Source organism: Curtobacterium sp. KBS0715 (assembly GCF_005938005.2).
Taxonomy (GTDB): Bacteria; Actinomycetota; Actinomycetes; order Actinomycetales; family Microbacteriaceae; genus Curtobacterium; species Curtobacterium flaccumfaciens.
Window position 1 is genome coordinate 2,532,474 of record NZ_VCCA02000001.1, and the last position, 16,391, is coordinate 2,548,864.

A 16,391-nucleotide genomic window follows, 5' to 3' on the forward strand; every position below is an offset into this window, starting at 1 on the left:
CGGGGTCTCATTCCGTTGGCGGATGCGTGGTGCAACACGTTGCCACACCGTCCTGGACGAGTCCAGCACGCGGGAGTGAACCAGCCGTGAACTGGGGGCGGCGTGTTGCCCCTCACACGAAGAAACCCCCGCCACATCGTGACGGGGGTTGCTTCGTGCTACTGATCAGTGATCGCCGGGGCCGACCTGGGGAGCCTGGTGGCCACCCTCGAGGTTCGGGCCGTGGTGCGCGGCGTGCGCTGCCTCGAGCTCAGCCTTCGAGACCGGCTCGATGCGGTCCTCGAAGAAGAAGCGGGAGACGCCGGCGCGGACCTTCTGCAGACCCGTGATCTTGCCCTTGGCGTTCGGGCGGATCATCAGCGGCTTGTACTCGTTGAACTGCAGGAGCTTCCAGCGCTCGTACTCGTCGAGCTGCTCGTGCACCTCGATGTACTCGCCGTGGGGGAGTCGGACGATGCGACCCGACTCGTAGCCGTGCAGGACGATCTCGCGGTCCTTCTTCTGGAGGGCGAGGCAGACACGCTTCGTGATCCAGAAGGCGATGAACGGACCGAGGACCGTCGTCGCCTGGATCACGTGGATCACGTGTTCGATCGACACCAGGAAGTGCGTCGCGATGATGTCCGACGAAGCCGCCGCCCAGAGGCTGGCGTAGAGCGTGATGCCAGCGGCACCGAACGCCGTGCGCGTCGGGGCGTTGCGCGGGCGGTCGAGGATGTGGTGCTCACGCTTGTCGCCCGTGACCCACGCCTCGATGAAGGGGTAGAGCAGGATCGCCAGGATGAGCAGCACCAGGACCGCGATCGGCGCCAGGATGTTGAACGACACCGTGTAGCCGAACCACACGACCTCCCAGTGCGGCGGGACCAGTCGGAGCGCGCCGTCGGCGAAGCCGATGTACCAGTCGGGCTGGGTACCGGCGGACACCGGGGAGGGGTCGTACGGGCCGTAGTTCCAGATCGGGTTGATCGTGAACAGCGACGCGATGAGGGCCAGGATGCCCGCGACGATGAAGAAGAACCCGCCGGCCTTCGCGGCGAACGCCGGGAGGATCGGGACACCGACGACGTTCTCGTTGGTCTTGCCCGGACCGGCGAACTGCGTGTGCTTGTTGATCACGACGAGCACGAGGTGGACACCGAGCACCGCGACGAGGATCGCCGGCAGCAGCAGGATGTGCAGCGTGTACAGACGGCCGACGATGTCGGTCCCCGGGAACTCGCCGCCGAAGAGCAGGTAGGCGATCCACACGCCGATGACCGGGACACCCTCGATCATGCCGACGATGATCCGCAGTCCGTTTCCGGAGAGCAGGTCGTCGGGGAGCGAGTAACCGGTGAAGCCCTCGGCCATGGCGAGGACCCAGAGCAGGAAGCCGAAGACCCAGTTGAGCTCACGCGGCTTGCGGAAGGCGCCGGTGAAGAACACGCGGGCCATGTGCAGCATGATCGACGCCACGAACAGCAGGGCCGCCCAGTGGTGGACCTGGCGGACGAAGAGCCCGCCGCGGATGTCGAACGAGATGTCGAGCGTGGACTGCAGGGCCGTCGACATCGCAACGCCCTTGAGCGGGACGTACGAGCCGTTGTAGACGACCTCGGTCATGGACGCCTGGAAGAAGAACGTCAGGAAGGTCCCGGAGAGCAGCACGACGACGAAGCTGTACAGCGCCACCTCGCCGAGCATGAAGCTCCAGTGGTCCGGGAAGATCTTCCGGCCGACTTCCTTGACGAGGCCCGAGATGCTGGTGCGCTCGTCGATGTAGTTGGCGACCCCGCCGATGATGCGGGATCCGCGCTCCGGCGCCGGCTTGTTCGTCGACGTGTTCGGTGCGGTGGTGGTGGTGCTGGTCATCAGCGTTCACGCTCCCAGAAGGACGGTCCGACCGGCTCGTGGAAGTCGCTCTGGGCAACCAGGTAGCCGTCGTCGTCGATCGCGATCGGAAGTTGGGGGAGGGGGCGTGCTGCCGGACCGAAGATGACCTCGCAGTTGTTCGAGACATCGAAGGTGGACTGGTGGCACGGGCACAGCAGGTGGTGCGTCTGCTGTTCGTAGAGCGCGACGGGGCAACCGACGTGGGTGCAGATCTTGGAGTACGCGACGATGCCGTCGTAGCCCCAGTTCTCGTGACCCTTGGACGGGTTGAGGTCCTTCGGGTCCAGACGCATCAGGAGGACGGAGGCCTTCGCCTTCTCCTCCAGCATGTGCTCGGACTCGAGCATGCCCTCGGGGATGACGTGGAACACCGAACCGATGGTGACGTCGGAGGCCTTGATCGGCAGACCCGTCGGGTCCTTCGTCAGGCGCAGGCCCTGCTTCCAGAAGGTGTGGCGGAGCAGCTCGTTGGGGTCCTCGGCCGGAGCGAGGTCACGGACCAGGACGATGCCGGGGAGCGGGAACGCGGCCAGGGCACCGATCATCGAGTTGCGGATCAGCTTGCGACGGCTGAAGCCGGACTCCTTGTCGGCGAGCTGGAACGCCTCGACCGCCTTGGCGCGGGTCGCGTCGGTGCCGCGGGTGCCGTGACGGAGCTCGGTGATTTCGCGGTCGACGACGAGCGACTTCGACCAGTAGACGGCACCGAGGCCGAGGGCGAGGAGCGCGAGGGCGATCGACAGGCCCAGGAAGAGGTTCGCGGTGCGGACCGTCCCGAAGTCGCTCGGGTCGATCGGGAAGGCGACGTACGCCGCGATCGACAGGACGCTGCCGACGATCGACAGGTAGAAGTAGGCGGCGACCTGGCGCTCGGCCAGCCGCTGCTTCTTCGGGTCGACATCGGTGCGACGCGGGCGGTGCGGCGGCTCGCCCGGGTTCTCGAACGGGTCGACGGGGAGGACCGCGATCCCGGGGGAGGTGGTCGTGCCGTGCTTCTCGACAGCCGAGGACGAGTTCAGCGTCTCGTCGTCGTGCTCTGCCATGGTGTTCCCTTCAGTGTCGTTCGACACGGACGATCAGTTGGACTTCGCGGTCAGCCAGACGGTCATCGCGACGACCGCGCCGAGCCCGAAGATCCAGATGAACAGACCCTCGGCGACCGGCCCCAGGGAGCCGAGTGCGAAGCCACCGGGGGACTTGTTGTCCTGCACGTACTTGAGGTACGTGATGATGTCGGCCTTCTGCTCCGGCGTCAGGTTCAGGTCGTTGAAGACCGGCATGTTCTGCGGGCCGGTGACCATGGCCTCGTAGATGTGCTTGCCGGAGACCGTCTCGAGGCTCGGGGCGTACTTGCCCTCGGTCAGTGCACCACCGGCACCGGCCACGTTGTGGCACATGGCGCAGTTGATGCGGAACAGCTCGGCGCCTTCGGCAGCGTCGCCGTCCTCACCGTTGGTGAGCTCGGTGGACGGGACCGACGGGCCGGGGCCGAGGGAGGCGACGTACTGCGCGAGTGCGTCGACCTGCTCGTCCGTGAACTGCGCGGGCTTCTCTTCGGCCTGCGGGCCCTGGGCAGCCATCGGCATGCGGCCGGTGCCGACCTGGAAGTCGACCGACGCGGCACCGACACCGATGAGGGACGGGCCCTCGCTCGTGCCCTGCGCGGAGAGACCGTGGCAGGTGGCGCAGTTCGAGGCGAAGAGCTTCTCGCCCTCGTTCACCTGCGACTGGCTCGAGGCGGCGACGGTGTTCGTGCTGTCGTCGGCGTTCGCCGTGGAGCTGAACAGTGCGTACGCGCCACCGGTGGTCATGAGACCCACGACGATGAGCGACACGGTCGCCATCGGTGAACGGCGGCCCTTCTTGGACTTGGTTCTGTTGAACATGTGCTGGGGGGTGTCCAGTTCCTACTTGAGAAGGTAGATGACGGCGAAGAGGAAGATCCACACGACGTCGACGAAGTGCCAGTAGTACGACACGACGATGGCGGTGGTCGCTTCCTTGTGGCCGAAGTTCTTGGCGGCGAAACCGCGGCCGAGCGTCAGCAGGAAGGCGATGAGGCCACCGGTCACGTGGAGCCCGTGGAACCCGGTGGTCATGTAGAACGCCGAGCCGTAGGCGCTGGAGGAGAGCGTCACGCCCTCGTGCCAGAGGTTGGCGTACTCGAAGATCTGGCCGCAGACGAAGATCGCACCCATCGCGTAGGTGACGAAGAACCACTCCGTCATGCCCCAGTGGCGCGGGTTCCAGCTCGTCCGGTGCACCTGGAAGCGCTCCGCAGCGAACACGGCGAACTGGCAGGCGAAGCTGGACAGCACCAGGATGATCGTGTTCACGGAGGCGAAGGGCACCTCGAGCTTCGCGGTCTCGGTCGCCCAGAGCTCAGGGGACGTGCTGCGGAGCGTGAAGTAGATCGCGAACAGGCCGGCGAAGAACATGACCTCGCTGCCCAGCCACACGATCGTCCCCACGGCCACGGCGTTCGGCCTGTTGAGGGCCGGACCGCTGGCTGATCTGGAGAGAGAGGTGCTAGTCACGTCCTCCATTATGGCCGAAACCCCCGACAGTGTTTTCGCAGGAGACTGGCGGGTCTCTCGAATTCACTACGATCGAGCCATGCCTGACGCACTTTCTTGGCCAGCGGTGATCAGCGCGCTCATGGCGCGCGAGGACCTGACGATCAGGCAATCCACATGGGCCATGGAGGAGATCGTGCACGGGCGCGCCACCCAGGCACAGATCGCAGCCTTCGCCGTGACGCTCCGCGCGAAGGGCGAGACCGTCGACGAGGTCGTCGGGTTCCGCGACGCGATCCTGGACGCCGCGGTTCCGCTCGACGTCGACCCGATGGCGCTCGACATCGTCGGGACCGGCGGCGACGTGGTCGGCACCGTGAACATCTCGACCATGGCGGCCATCGTGATCGCGGCCGCCGGGGTCCCCGTCGTGAAGCACGGCAACAAGGCCAGCTCGTCGAAGTCCGGGTCGAGCGACGTGCTCGCCGCCCTCGGACTCGATCTCACGATGGACGCCGCGCGTGTCGCGGACACTTTCCGGCGTGTCGGGCTGACCTTCGCCTTCGCCAACGCGTTCCACCCCGGTTTCGCCCACGCTGGCCCGGTCCGGCGCGAGATCGGCGTGCCGACGGTGTTCAACTTCCTCGGCCCGCTCGTCAACCCCGCGCGGTGCGAGGCGAACGCCGTGGGTGTCGCCCAGCTCGAGCTCGTCCCGATCATCACGGGCGTGTTCCAGACGCGCGGCGCGACGGCCCTCGTGTTCCGCGGCGACGACGGACTCGACGAGTTGACCACCACCGGGCACAGTCACATCTGGGAGGTCACCGGCGGCCGCGTGACCGAGCACGACCTCGACCCGCGGGACCTCGGCATCGCCCGGGCACGCACGGACGACCTGCTCGGCGGCGACCCCGAGCACAACGCCGGCGTCGTCCACCGGGTGCTCGCGGGGGAGACCGGACCCGTCCGCGACATCGTCCTGCTGAACGCCGCGGCCGGCCTCGTCTCGTTCCGCCTGGCGCAGGACCCGAACGAGTCCGACCGGCCGATCCTGCAGCGCTTCCGCGAGCAGCTGGTCATCGCCGCCGAGGCGATCGACTCCGGCGCCGGTGCGCGCAAACTGGCTGATTGGGTCGGCGCAGCTCCCGCCGCGTAGTCCACGCCGTCCCGCGCACGGTGCGCGGTGCGCTGTGCGTCAGCCGGTGCGAGCCTGGCTGCTCGGTGCTGCGCCTGAGCGCGCACCAGGCAGCCACCGCTGCACCCGCCGAACAAGACCGCACCGTGCTGTGCCGGGAACCACCTGCTGGCCGGGAGGCCCGTGGCGGGCCCGCCCCGCGCCTCCAGTCCGCACCGTGCGCAGTCCGCGATCCCGTGTCGCGTCCGCGCAAGCCGCACCGTGCGCTGTGCGTCACCCAGTGCGAGCCTGGCTGCTCGGTGCTGCGCCACGAGCGCGCACCAGGCAGCCACCGCTGCACCCGCCGAACAAACTCGCACCGTGCCGTGCCGTGCCGGCAACCACCCGGCCGGCCGGCCGACGACCCGACCGACCGGACGACCGCGACCGCGACCGACGTGCAGGAGACGCAACGCACAGGAGGCCCGGTGCCGGTTCCAGGAACCGGCACCGGGCCTCCCGTCGGTGCGTTCAGTGCACGCGGTCAGCGTGCGCGTGCTTGATTACTGCACGTCCTCGTCGACCCAGTCGAAGGTCTTCGTGACGGCCTTCTTCCACAGGCGGAGCGTGCGCTCGCGCTCGGCGGCGTCCAGCTGGGGCTCCCAGCGCTTGTCCTCCTGCCAGTTGGCGCGGAGCTCGTCGAGGTTGGCCCAGAAGCCGACCGCGAGACCGGCGGCGTAGGCCGCACCGAGCGCCGTCGTCTCCGCGACGACCGGCCGGACGACCGGCACGTTGAGCATGTCGGCCTGGAACTGCATGAGCTCGCTGTTCGCGGTCATGCCACCGTCGACCTTGAGCTCGGTCAGGTCCACGCCGGAGTCGGCGTTGACCGCGTCGAGGACCTCGCGGGTCTGCAGGGCCGTCGCCTCGAGAGCGGCACGCGCGATGTGCCCCTTGTTGACGAAGCGGGTGAGGCCGACGATCGCACCGCGGGCGTCCGGACGCCAGTACGGCGCGAAGAGCCCGGAGAACGCCGGCACGAAGTACACGCCACCGTTGTCCTCGACGGTCTTGGCCAGGGCCTCGACCTCCGGGGCACTGCCGATCAGGCCGAGGTTGTCGCGGAGCCACTGGATGAGCGAGCCCGTGACGGCGATCGAACCCTCGAGGGCGTAGTGCGTCTCCTGGTCGCCGAGCTTGTAGCCGACGGTGGTGAGCAGGCCGTTCTCGGAGCGGACGATCTCGGTACCGGTGTTGAAGATCAGGAAGTTGCCGGTGCCGTAGGTGTTCTTCGACTCGCCCTGGTCGAACGCGGCCTGACCGAAGGTCGCGGCCTGCTGGTCGCCGAGGATGCCGGCGATCGGGACCTCGCGCAGCAGGCTCGAGGACTCGACGTGGCCGTAGACCTCGGAGGAGCTGACGATCTCGGGGAGCATCGACTTCGGGACGCCGAAGTCGGCGAGGATGTCGTCGCGCCACTGCAGCGTCTCGAGGTCCATGAACAGCGTGCGGGACGCGTTCGTGACGTCGGTCTTGTGGACGCCGCCGTCGACGCCACCGGTCAGGTTCCAGAGGACCCAGGTGTCGGTGGTGCCGAAGAGCAGGTCGCCCGCCTCGGCCTTCTCACGAGCACCCTCGACGTTCTCGAGGATCCACATGATCTTGGTCCCGGCGAAGTACGTCGCGAGCGGCAGGCCGACGATGGCCTTGTACTTGTCGGTGTCGCCGTCGGCGAGCTTGTCGACGAGCGCCTGCGTGCGGGTGTCCTGCCAGACGATCGCGTTGTAGATCGGCTTGCCGGTGGTCTTGTCCCAGACGACGGCGGTCTCGCGCTGGTTGGTGATGCCGACGGCTGCGACGTCGTGGCGCGTGATGTCGGCACGCGACAGTGCCTGACCGATCACCTCGCGGGTGTTGTCCCAGATCTCAGCGGGGTCGTGCTCGACCCACCCGGCGCGCGGGAAGATCTGCTCGTGTTCCTTCTGCCCGGTCGAGATGATCGAACCGGAGTGGTCGAACACGATTGCTCGGGTCGAGGTCGTGCCCTGGTCGATGGCGACGATGTAGTCGGCCATTGGTGCTCCTTACGGGTGTTCGGTGCGGTGCGCGGTCGGTCGTGCGGGACGACCGGTCACGCCTTCGGGGTGGGGTGGGTCAGTTGACGACGGGCAGCAGCGCGAGCGACAGCACGGCGGCGAGTGCACCACCGACGAGGGGGCCGACGACCGGCACCCAGGCGTAGGCCCAGTCGCTCGAGCCCTTGCCCTTGATGGGCAGGAAGGCGTGCGCGAGGCGCGGGCCGAGGTCACGGGCGGGGTTGATGGCGTAGCCGGTGGGGCCACCGAGGCTGACACCGATCGCGATCACGAGGAAGGCGACGGGGACGGCGCCGAGTTCGGCGGGTGCCTTGCCGTTCGTCATCGCGAGGATCACGAAGACGAGCACGAAGGTGCCGATGATCTCCGTGACGAGGTTCCAGCCGTACGAGCGGATCGCGGGGCCGGTCGAGAAGACGCCGAGCTTGGCGGCTGCGTCGGGCTCCTCGTCGAAGTGCTGCTTGTAGGCGAGCCAGACGATGACCGCACCGATGACGGCACCGATCATCTGGGCGAGCCAGTAGATGAGCATGGTGCCCACGGTGATGTTGCCGAGGATCGCCTGCGCGAGGCTGACGGCCGGGTTGAGCTGTCCGCCGGACTTGTAGGACACGAGCACACCGGCGAAGACCGCGAAGCCCCAGCCGATCGTGACCATGAGGAAGCCGGCCCCGAAGCCCTTCGACTTCGAGAGCGAGACGGCGGCGACGACACCGCCACCCAGGATGATGAGCATCGCCGTGCCGACGAGCTCGGACAGGAACTTGACGCCGATGTCGTCCATCGGTGACCTCCAGTGCGTGAGGTGGGGGTCCGGCCGTGCTGCGCCGCACTCCCCGTTGAGTGATTGAGGCCAACCATAGTGATGCGGTTGACGGCCCGGCGATGAATTCGTGAGCGAAGGGCGGCATCGTGCACGAACGTGCAGGACGGGTGTCCCCTGCACGATCCGGGAGCGGTGACGCGTCCTCGGCGCACTGCACGAACGTGCATCGGGAGCGGACGGCTGCCCGAGCCGCCGATGTAGATTGGGCGCACTCCGGTCGACGACGCGCGGTGTGACCGCCACGGTTCGACCCCGTACCCGTGGAGGCACCGCATGAAGAAGCTCATCAACGACCCGCAGGCCGTGGTCGAGGAGACCGTCCGGGGCTTCGCCCGGGCACACGCCGGACACGTCGTCCTGGTCGAGGACCCGATCCACCTGCACCGCGCTGATGCACCCGTCGCCGGCAAGGTCGGGATCGTCAGCGGCGGTGGCAGCGGCCACGAACCGCTGCACGCCGGTTTCGTCGGGTACGGCATGCTCGACGCCGCGGTGCCCGGCCCGGTGTTCACGAGCCCGACGCCCGACCCGATCGTCGCCGCGACGAAGGCCGTCGACGGCGGTGCGGGCGTGCTGCACATCGTGAAGAACTACACCGGCGACGTGCTCAACTTCGAGACGGCGGCCGAGCTCGCGGCGATGGACGACGTCCGCGTCGAGTCCGTCGTGGTGGACGACGACGTCGCGGTGCAGGACTCCCTGTTCACCGCTGGCCGTCGCGGTGTCGCCGGGACCGTCGTGGTGGAGAAGTGCGCCGGCGCCGCCGCCGAGCGCGGGGACGACCTGGACGCCGTCGCCGCCGTGGCCCGGCACGTCAACGACGTCACGCGGTCGATGGGGCTCGCGCTGGCGTCGGGCACCGTCCCGCACGCGGGGGAGCCGTCGTTCGTGCTGGCCGACGACGAGGTCGAGCTCGGCATCGGCATCCACGGCGAGCCGGGCCGTGAGCGGATCGCGATGGCACCGGCGGACGAGCTGGTCGACCGCGTGCTCGAGCCGATCCTGACCGACCTCGACGCCCCGGCCGGTTCGTCGCTGCTGCTCCTGGTGAACGGCATGGGCGGCACCCCGCTGTCCGAGCTCTACATCGCGTACCGACGCGCCGCCGAGGTCCTCTCCGACCGCGGCTACCAGGTCACGCGTAGTTTGGTCGGCGACTACGTCACGTCCCTCGAGATGCAGGGGTTCTCGCTCACCGTCACGGTGCTCGACGACGAACTCACTGTCCTCTGGGACGCCCCGGTGGAGACCCCGGCCCTGCGCTGGGGACGCTGAGCAACCGCGACTGCAACCGCGATCGCTACCGCGACCGCGACCGCGACCGCAACCGCGACCGCGACCGCAACCGACCACGACCGCTCGACCACCGGACCACGACACCGGGCCCACCGGGCCGGACACACGAAGGGAACCGCATTGGCGCTCGACACCGCATGGGCCATCGACTGGGTCCGTCGCACCGCCGCGACGATCGACGATCACCGCGCCGAGCTCGTCACGCTCGACCGTGAGATCGGGGACGGCGACCACGGCGAGAACCTCGACCGCGGGTTCCGGGCCGTGCTCGCAGCCGTCGACTCGGGGTCCTTCGACACCCCGGGTGCCGTGCTCAAGACCGTCGCGACGAAGCTCATCTCGACCGTGGGCGGAGCGGCCGGCCCGCTCTTCGGCACCGCCTACCTGAAGGCGGCGCAGGCTGCAGGTGACGCGGCCGAACTCGACGCGGACACCCTCGTCGCCGTCCTCACCGCCGCCCGCGACGGGGTCGTCTCGCGCGGCAAGGCCGCGGTCGGCGACAAGACGATGGTCGACGCGTGGAGCCCCGCGGTCGACGCCGCAGCAGCGGCTGCCGGTGCCGGCGACGACCCGAAGGCCGTGCTCACCGCAGCAGCCGACGCCGCCGCGCAGGGTGCGGCGGACACCGAGCCGCTCGTCGCCCACAAGGGCCGCGCGAGCTACCTCGGCGACCGCGCGATCGGCTACCGCGACCCCGGTGCGCAGTCGACCGCGTACATCCTGCGCGCAGCGGTGGACGCAGCGTGACCGTCGGCATCCTGGTCGTCTCGCACAGCGCGGCGATCGCGACGGGCACCGTCGAGCTGGCACGGCAGATGGCTGCGGACGTGCCGCTCGTCGCCGCGGGCGGCACGGACGACGGCGGCATCGGCACGTCGTTCGAGGCGATCACCGCCGGCATCGAGGAACTCGCCCAGGCGGATGCCGTCGTGGTCCTGTGCGACCTCGGCTCCGCCTACCTGACGACCGACACCGCGCTCGACTTCCTGGACGACGACGTCCGAGCCCGCGTCCACGTGTCGCAGGCCCCGTTGGTCGAGGGCACGGTGGCGGCAGCGGTCGCCGCCCAGACGGGCGGTGACGCCGACGCGGTCCTGGCTGCCGCGGCATCGGCCGCGGGTTCCGAGGCGGACGCGAGCAGCGCCTCCCGTCCGTCCGGTGACCAGCCTGGAGGCACGGGGCCGGCCGACGGGGCTGCCCCCGTCGACGACGCGGCCGGCACGGACCGCGTCAGCGCGTCGGTCGAGCTGGTCAACGAGACCGGGCTGCACGCCCGGCCCGCCGCGGAGTTCGTGAAGACGGCGGCGAAGTACGACGCGAGCGTGCACGTCAACGACGTTGACGCGAAGAGCCTGCTGGCGATCATGGCCCTGGCGCTGCCGAAGGGTGCGACGGTGTCGATCGACGCGACCGGGCGGGACGCGCAGGCCGCAGTCGACGCCCTGGTGGAACTGGTCCGTTCCGGCTTCGGCGAGTGACACCGCCGCCGGGCGAGTGACCCCGCCGCCGGGGGAGCCCCCGGCGGCGGTGCCCGTCCCGGTCAACGGATCGAGATCGTCCCCGCCAGGTCGAGGTCCGAGGGGCCGCCGGTGACCCCGGCGTCCGCGAGCAGGGTGGCACCGAACACGGCACTCCAGAACGTGCGGGCGTCCCGGGCGACACCGCTGGGGCTCGTCCAGCCCTGGTCGCCGACGACGCGCTCCAGGTAGCGCTCGGACTGCCGGAACAGCACGGCGAGCAGCAGCCGCACGCGCTCACGCTGCGCCGGGTCGTCCCCGGCTGCCCCGAGCGCGCGGACCACGAGCGGGGTCGACGGCATCGCGAGGGCGGTGCGGGCGAGGACCTGTCGGAACGACTCCGGCGAGCGCGCGCGACGGCCGGCCGCCTGCAGTCGCGTGGTGTCGCGGAGGAACAGCGCGAACGCGGCGTCGAGCACCAGGCGGTCCTTCGAGCCGTAGTGGTGCGTGATCTGGTTCGGGTAGACACCCGCGGCCCGGGCGACCTCGCTGACGGTGACGCTCCGAGCGCCCGCGCTGAGCAGTCCGGCCGTCGCGGCGAGGATCTTCGCCCGTGTCGCCGCGCCGCGAGCCGTGCCGGAGCCCTCCACCGTGGTTGCCATGTCGGAATTGTACGTGGTACAACTCCACTTGTTCAACGTACAAGAGGAGTTCCCTTGGACATCGTCATCACCGGCTACGGCGCGGTCTCACCCTTCGGCCACGGCGTCGCGCCGCTCTGGGACGCCCTGGTCGCCGGTCGCTCCGGCGTCCGCGCCCTGCACCGCGACGGAGCGCTCTGGGAACAGGTGCCGATCCGGGTCGGGGCCGATGCCGCACTCGACGCCGAGGGTGCGCTCGGGCGGGTCCGTGCGAACCGTCTCGACCGCAGCCAGCAGCTGGCACTCGTCGCCGCGGACGAGGCCTGGGCCGACGCCGGTGCCCCCGCGGTGGAGGGCGACCGCCTCGCCGTGGTGATCGGCACCGGGATCGGGGGAGTGGAGACGCTCCTCGACGCCCACGACGTGCTCGGTGCGTCCGGTGCCCGGCGGGTCTCACCGCGCACGGTGCCGATGCTCATGGCGAACGGTGCCGCCGCGCAGATCAGCATCGCGTACGGGGCGCGGGGCGGCGCCTACACGACGGTGTCGGCCTGCGCCTCGGGGGCCGAGGCCATCGCCACCGCCGCGCGACTCATCGCCACCGGTGAGGCCGACGTCGTCATCACCGGCGGGACCGAGGCCGCCGTCACCCCGGTGACGATGGCGTCGTTCGCCCAGTCGCAGGCCCTCGCGAAGCCCGACGGCGACGACCCGACGACCCTGTCCCGGCCGTTCGACGCCGACCGCCGCGGCTTCGTCCTCGGCGAGGGCGCGGGCATCGTCGTGCTCGAGCGAGCAGACCACGCCGCCGCCCGAGGGCAGCGGTCGCACGGCACGCTCGCCGGGTGGGGGATCACCTCGGACGCGCACCACATCACCGCACCGCTGGCGGACGGCAGCGAGCAGGAGCGGGCCATGGGCGCCGCAATCCGGATGGCGGGCCTCACCGGTGCGGACGTCGACCACGTGAACGCGCACGCAACGGGTACGCCGGTCGGCGACGTCGGCGAGGCAGCCGCCATCAGCCGTGCGGTGGGGACCGGAGCGCTGGTCACCGCTCCGAAGAGCGCCATCGGGCACATGTTCGGCGCTGCCGGCGCGGTCGAGGCGATCCTGACCCTGCGGGCGCTCGAGACCGGGACCGTGCCGCCGACCCTGAACCTCGACCGGCTCGACCCGGCGGTGGACCTCGACGTCGTCTCCGGCAGCGCCCGGACGGCTCCGCTCCGTGCAGCGTTGGACAACTCGTTCGGGTTCGGCGGTCAGAACGCGTCGCTGGTGTTCACCGCGGCGTGAGCTCCTGCAGCCCGGTGACCCGGAGCAGGTCGAGCTTCGCGGCGTCCTCGGAACCCGGGACGACCGTGTAGACGACGATCCGCAGGTCACCGCCGGGGACGCTCAGCACGTCGCAGTCGATCTCCACCGGCCCGACGGGCGTGTGCACGACCTTGCGGCTCGCACGGTGCTCGGCGATCCGGCCGGTCTCCCAGCGGCGGGCGAACTCGGGGGACTCCCGCAGCAGCCGTTCGACCAGGTCCGCCAGGTCACGGTCCGCCGGGTAGCGCCCGTAGGCCTGCCGCAGGTCGGCGGCGAGGTCGCTCGAGAACTCCTCCTGGTGCTCGTCGTCCCAGTCCACCCCGTCGCGCTCCCGCATGAAGTGCCGCCAGACCAGGTTGCGATCGAGCCCGACGTACCGCGAGGGGTCGGCGTTCACCGCGGCCCACAGCTCGTTCCAGAGCACGATGTCGTGGGTCGCCGTGAACACCGCGAGTGGCACGTCGCCGAGCCGGTCGACCAGCCGCTGCACGCCGGGCGTGATGTGCCGCGGCACCACCTGACGCGACGGCGGGGCGACGCCGGCCACCCGGCACAGGTGGTCCCGCTCCTCGGACGACAGCCTGAGCACCGTCGCGAGGGCCGCGAGCAGCTGCGGCGACGGGTTCGTCGCCCGGCCCTGCTCGAGGCGGACGACGTAGTCGACGCTCACGCCCGCCAGCGCGGCGAGCTCCTCGCGGCGGAGGCCCGGGGTCCGTCTGCCGGGGCCGGTCGGCAGGCCGACCGCCTCGGGACGTACCCGGTCACGCCAGGAACGCAACACGTTCGCGAACTCGCTCATGTCCACCATCATCGCCCCGCGCCTCCTGTCCGTCCTGGTACTGCCGGTCCCACCGTCGCACCGTGCCTGGGGGAGCCGGGCCGGCGGGGGCAGGCTGGGCACATGACAACGACACTGATCACCGGGGCCAACCGCAGCCTCGGACTCGAGACCGCACGCCGACTGATCGAGGCCGGCCACACCGTCCACGCCGGCATGCGCGACCCGGCCGGCGGCGACGACGCCCGCGCACTCGGCGCCCACGTCGTGCGCCTGGACGTCACCGACCAGGCCAGCATCGACGCGGCGATCGCGACGATCCCCGAGCTCGACGTCCTCGTGAACAACGCCGGGATCCTCGGCACCTCGTTCGGGGTCGACGACCTCGACGCGAGCGCGATGGCGACCGTGCTCGACACCAACGTCACCGGCATCGTCCGGGTGACCCAGGCCGCGCTGCCCCTGCTGCGACGCTCGGCAGCACCCGTCATCGTGAACGTCTCGTCGGGGGTGGGGTTCCCGCGCTGGCTGACGACGCCGGGGCACGACGAGTACGGGGTGCCGGCGGTGCCGTACGCGGCGTCGAAGGCGGCCGTGATCGCGTTGACCGTGCAGTACGCGAAGAACCTGCCCGGGTTCCGGGTGAACGCGAGCGACCCGGGCTACACCGCGACGGAGTTCAACGGGTTCGGCGGACACCAGACGATCACCGAGGGCACCGACGCCACGGTCATGCTCGCGACGATCGGCACCGACGGGCCGACGGGGGAGTTCCACAACCGCGAGGGCCGCATCGAGTACTGAGGGGCAGCGCTCCGTCAGTCGTGCACGTCGGCACCGAACCCCGGCCCGGGGCGCATCATCCAGCCGTCCGGGTCGGGCAGCGGGCGGAACCCGAACCGCTCGTACAGCCCGTGGGCATCCGCGGTGAACAGGGCGAAGCGCTTCAGGCCGAGCGGGTCGACCGCCTCGGTGACGCCGCGCACGAGTGCGACCCCGACACCGCGGCCGCGGGCGTCGGGGTCCACGAACACATCGGCGAGCCACCCGAACGTCACGCCGTCGGTGATCACCCGCGCGTAGCCGAGCTGCGCGCCGGTCGTCGCGTCGTAGACGCCGAAGTTCCGGGAGCCGGCGATGATCGCCTCCTGCGTCGCCCGGTCACGCCCGCGGGCCCAGTACGACTCCTCGCTCAGCCAGCGGTGCACGCGGTCGACGTCGAGGTCGGCAGGGTCGGCGGAGAAGCGCAGATCGGTCACGTGACGAGTCAACCGGCGGACGCGCCTGCGGCGCAACGGCCGATCGGGTCGGGGTGGACCGCTCGCGTGGTCGGGTGGCCGGGTGCCCGTCGGCCTGGAGGCCCGAGGGGACCCCGACGCGCGGGTCGCGTCGGGCGGTTGGTCGCGCTGGTCCGGCGTCCGGCGTCTGTCAGGATGGCCGCATGCGCGCCGTCCAGTACGCCCAGTTCGGTTCCGTCCCCTCGATCGTCGACCTGCCGGAACCGGTCGCGCCCGAGCACGGCGTCGTCGTCCGGGTGGCTGCCACCGGTGTCTGCCGCAGCGACTGGCACGCGTGGAAGGGGCACGACGACTCCATCCGGCTGCCGCACGTGCCCGGCCACGAGTTCGCCGGTGTCGTCGCGGCGATCGGGGCGGGCGTCCAGCGCTTCGCCGTGGGCGACCGGGTCACGGCCCCGTTCGTGTTCGCCTGCGGGACCTGCGCGGAATGCCTCGACGGTGCCACCCAGGTGTGCACCGCCCAGCAGCAGCCCGGGTTCGACCTGCAGGGCTCGTACGCGGACGCCCTGGTCGTCCCGCACGCCGACCTCAACCTCGTCGCGCTGCCGGACGCCGTGGACTTCGCGGTGGCGGCGGCGCTCGGCTGCCGGTTCGGCACCGCGTTCCACGCTCTGCACGCCCGGGGACGCGTCGTAGCAGGGGAGTGGGTCGCGGTGTACGGCTGCGGCGGAGTCGGGCTCTCCGCGGTCATGGTCGCCGTGGCCGCCGGAGCACACGTCGTCGCCGTCGACGTCTCCACGGCCGCACTCGAGCGCGCCGCCGCCCTGGGCGCCGACACCGTGCTGATGGACTCCGATGCCGTCACGACGGTCCGGTCCCGTACGGGTGGCGGGGCGCACCTCTCGCTCGACGCCTACGGCAGCCGTGCCACCTCCGTCGCCGCCGTGGCGTCCCTGCGTCCGCGCGGCCGGCACGTGCAGGTCGGGCTGCTCCTCGACGACGAAGCCGCTCCGGCGATCCCGATGGGCCGGGTCATCGCCGACGAACTCGAACTGCTCGGCAGCCACGGCGCAGCGGTCGGGGAGTACGGCGCGATGCTCGACGCCGTCGTGGCCGGGCGGCTGCGTCCGGAGCAGACGATCGGCCGCACCATCGACTTCGACGACCTGCCCGAGGCGCTCGTCGCGATGGACCGACCCGCGACGTCGTCGGGCATGACCGTCGCGGTGTTCTGAGG

16 protein-coding genes are annotated in these 16,391 nt (G+C 70.5%); 7 read left to right on the top strand and 9 right to left on the bottom strand.

Annotated elements, in window-relative coordinates; all coding sequences use genetic code 11:
- Positions 1 to 165: 165 nt before the first annotated feature.
- Genes FFG40_RS12140 through FFG40_RS12155 form a run of 4 tightly spaced genes read right to left on the bottom strand, consistent with a single transcriptional unit; the run spans position 166 to position 4,421 of the window.
- Complete coding sequence (locus FFG40_RS12140) at positions 166 to 1,854, bottom strand: ubiquinol-cytochrome c reductase cytochrome b subunit (protein WP_071403835.1); 1,689 nt, start codon at positions 1,852 to 1,854, stop codon at positions 166 to 168.
- Complete coding sequence (locus FFG40_RS12145) at positions 1,854 to 2,918, bottom strand: ubiquinol-cytochrome c reductase iron-sulfur subunit (RefSeq protein WP_027465615.1); 1,065 nt, start codon at positions 2,916 to 2,918, stop codon at positions 1,854 to 1,856. The genes FFG40_RS12140 and FFG40_RS12145 overlap by 1 nt, the downstream gene beginning before the upstream one ends.
- A gap of 33 nt (positions 2,919 to 2,951) precedes the next feature.
- Positions 2,952 to 3,761: a cytochrome c gene (locus FFG40_RS12150; protein WP_138803346.1), complete on the bottom strand. Its 810-nt coding sequence runs from the start codon at positions 3,759 to 3,761 to the stop codon at positions 2,952 to 2,954.
- A gap of 21 nt (positions 3,762 to 3,782) precedes the next feature.
- Positions 3,783 to 4,421: a heme-copper oxidase subunit III gene (locus tag FFG40_RS12155; protein WP_027465617.1), complete on the bottom strand. Its 639-nt coding sequence runs from the start codon at positions 4,419 to 4,421 to the stop codon at positions 3,783 to 3,785.
- A 70-nt stretch (positions 4,422 to 4,491) separates the two neighbouring features.
- Between FFG40_RS12155 and trpD the strand changes: the two genes are divergently transcribed.
- On the top strand, positions 4,492 to 5,547 hold the full coding sequence (gene trpD, locus FFG40_RS12160; protein WP_138803347.1) for an anthranilate phosphoribosyltransferase: 1,056 nt from the start codon (positions 4,492 to 4,494) through the stop codon (positions 5,545 to 5,547).
- 521 nt (positions 5,548 to 6,068) lie between these two features.
- On the opposite strand, the gene glpK is transcribed toward trpD, so the two are convergent.
- A complete protein-coding gene (gene glpK / locus FFG40_RS12165) occupies positions 6,069 to 7,580 on the bottom strand; it encodes a glycerol kinase GlpK (protein WP_017887334.1) in 1,512 nt (503 codons plus the stop codon).
- 79 nt (positions 7,581 to 7,659) lie between these two features.
- Positions 7,660 to 8,385: an MIP/aquaporin family protein gene (locus tag FFG40_RS12170; RefSeq protein ID WP_138803348.1), complete on the bottom strand. Its 726-nt coding sequence runs from the start codon at positions 8,383 to 8,385 to the stop codon at positions 7,660 to 7,662.
- A gap of 315 nt (positions 8,386 to 8,700) precedes the next feature.
- On the opposite strand from FFG40_RS12170, the gene dhaK reads away from it, so the two are divergent.
- The 3 genes from dhaK to dhaM all read left to right on the top strand — a co-directional run bounded on the left by dhaK (position 8,701) and on the right by dhaM (position 11,201).
- Positions 8,701 to 9,702 (top strand): dihydroxyacetone kinase subunit DhaK, encoded by a 1,002-nt coding sequence (gene dhaK, locus FFG40_RS12175; protein ID WP_138803349.1) that lies wholly within the window; start codon positions 8,701 to 8,703, stop codon positions 9,700 to 9,702.
- A 141-nt stretch (positions 9,703 to 9,843) separates the two neighbouring features.
- Positions 9,844 to 10,470 (top strand): dihydroxyacetone kinase subunit DhaL, encoded by a 627-nt coding sequence (gene dhaL, locus FFG40_RS12180; RefSeq protein ID WP_138803350.1) that lies wholly within the window; start codon positions 9,844 to 9,846, stop codon positions 10,468 to 10,470.
- The gene (gene dhaM, locus FFG40_RS12185) at positions 10,467 to 11,201 is read left to right on the top strand and encodes a dihydroxyacetone kinase phosphoryl donor subunit DhaM (protein WP_138803351.1); all 735 of its coding nucleotides are present in this window, start codon (positions 10,467 to 10,469) and stop codon (positions 11,199 to 11,201) included. The genes dhaL and dhaM overlap by 4 nt, the downstream gene beginning before the upstream one ends.
- Before the next feature lie 62 nt (positions 11,202 to 11,263).
- Here dhaM and FFG40_RS12190 read toward each other — a convergent pair whose 3' ends face one another.
- The gene (locus tag FFG40_RS12190; RefSeq protein WP_138803352.1) at positions 11,264 to 11,842 is read right to left on the bottom strand and encodes a TetR/AcrR family transcriptional regulator C-terminal domain-containing protein; all 579 of its coding nucleotides are present in this window, start codon (positions 11,840 to 11,842) and stop codon (positions 11,264 to 11,266) included.
- Positions 11,843 to 11,896: 54 nt separating this feature from the next.
- On the opposite strand from FFG40_RS12190, the gene FFG40_RS12195 reads away from it, so the two are divergent.
- Positions 11,897 to 13,117, top strand: coding sequence for a beta-ketoacyl synthase (locus tag FFG40_RS12195; RefSeq protein ID WP_138803353.1), 1,221 nt, complete (start codon positions 11,897 to 11,899; stop codon positions 13,115 to 13,117).
- Here the strand turns inward: FFG40_RS12195 and FFG40_RS12200 are convergent.
- Positions 13,104 to 13,937, bottom strand: coding sequence for a helix-turn-helix domain-containing protein (locus FFG40_RS12200; RefSeq protein ID WP_185974176.1), 834 nt, complete (start codon positions 13,935 to 13,937; stop codon positions 13,104 to 13,106). The two genes, FFG40_RS12195 and FFG40_RS12200, sit on opposite strands and share 14 nt — an antisense overlap.
- Before the next feature lie 102 nt (positions 13,938 to 14,039).
- On the opposite strand from FFG40_RS12200, the gene FFG40_RS12205 reads away from it, so the two are divergent.
- Entirely contained in the window at positions 14,040 to 14,720 is a 681-nt protein-coding gene (locus tag FFG40_RS12205) for an SDR family NAD(P)-dependent oxidoreductase (protein WP_138803355.1), read from the top strand.
- Positions 14,721 to 14,734: 14 nt separating this feature from the next.
- Here the strand turns inward: FFG40_RS12205 and FFG40_RS12210 are convergent, their stop codons facing one another.
- Positions 14,735 to 15,175 (bottom strand): GNAT family N-acetyltransferase, encoded by a 441-nt coding sequence (locus FFG40_RS12210; RefSeq protein WP_138803356.1) that lies wholly within the window; start codon positions 15,173 to 15,175, stop codon positions 14,735 to 14,737.
- A 182-nt stretch (positions 15,176 to 15,357) separates the two neighbouring features.
- Between FFG40_RS12210 and FFG40_RS12215 the strand changes: the two genes are divergently transcribed.
- Positions 15,358 to 16,389 carry an alcohol dehydrogenase catalytic domain-containing protein gene (locus tag FFG40_RS12215; RefSeq protein ID WP_138803357.1) on the top strand — a complete coding sequence of 344 codons (1,032 nt, stop codon included), beginning with the start codon at positions 15,358 to 15,360 and terminating at the stop codon, positions 16,387 to 16,389.
- Positions 16,390 to 16,391 lie beyond the last annotated feature (2 nt).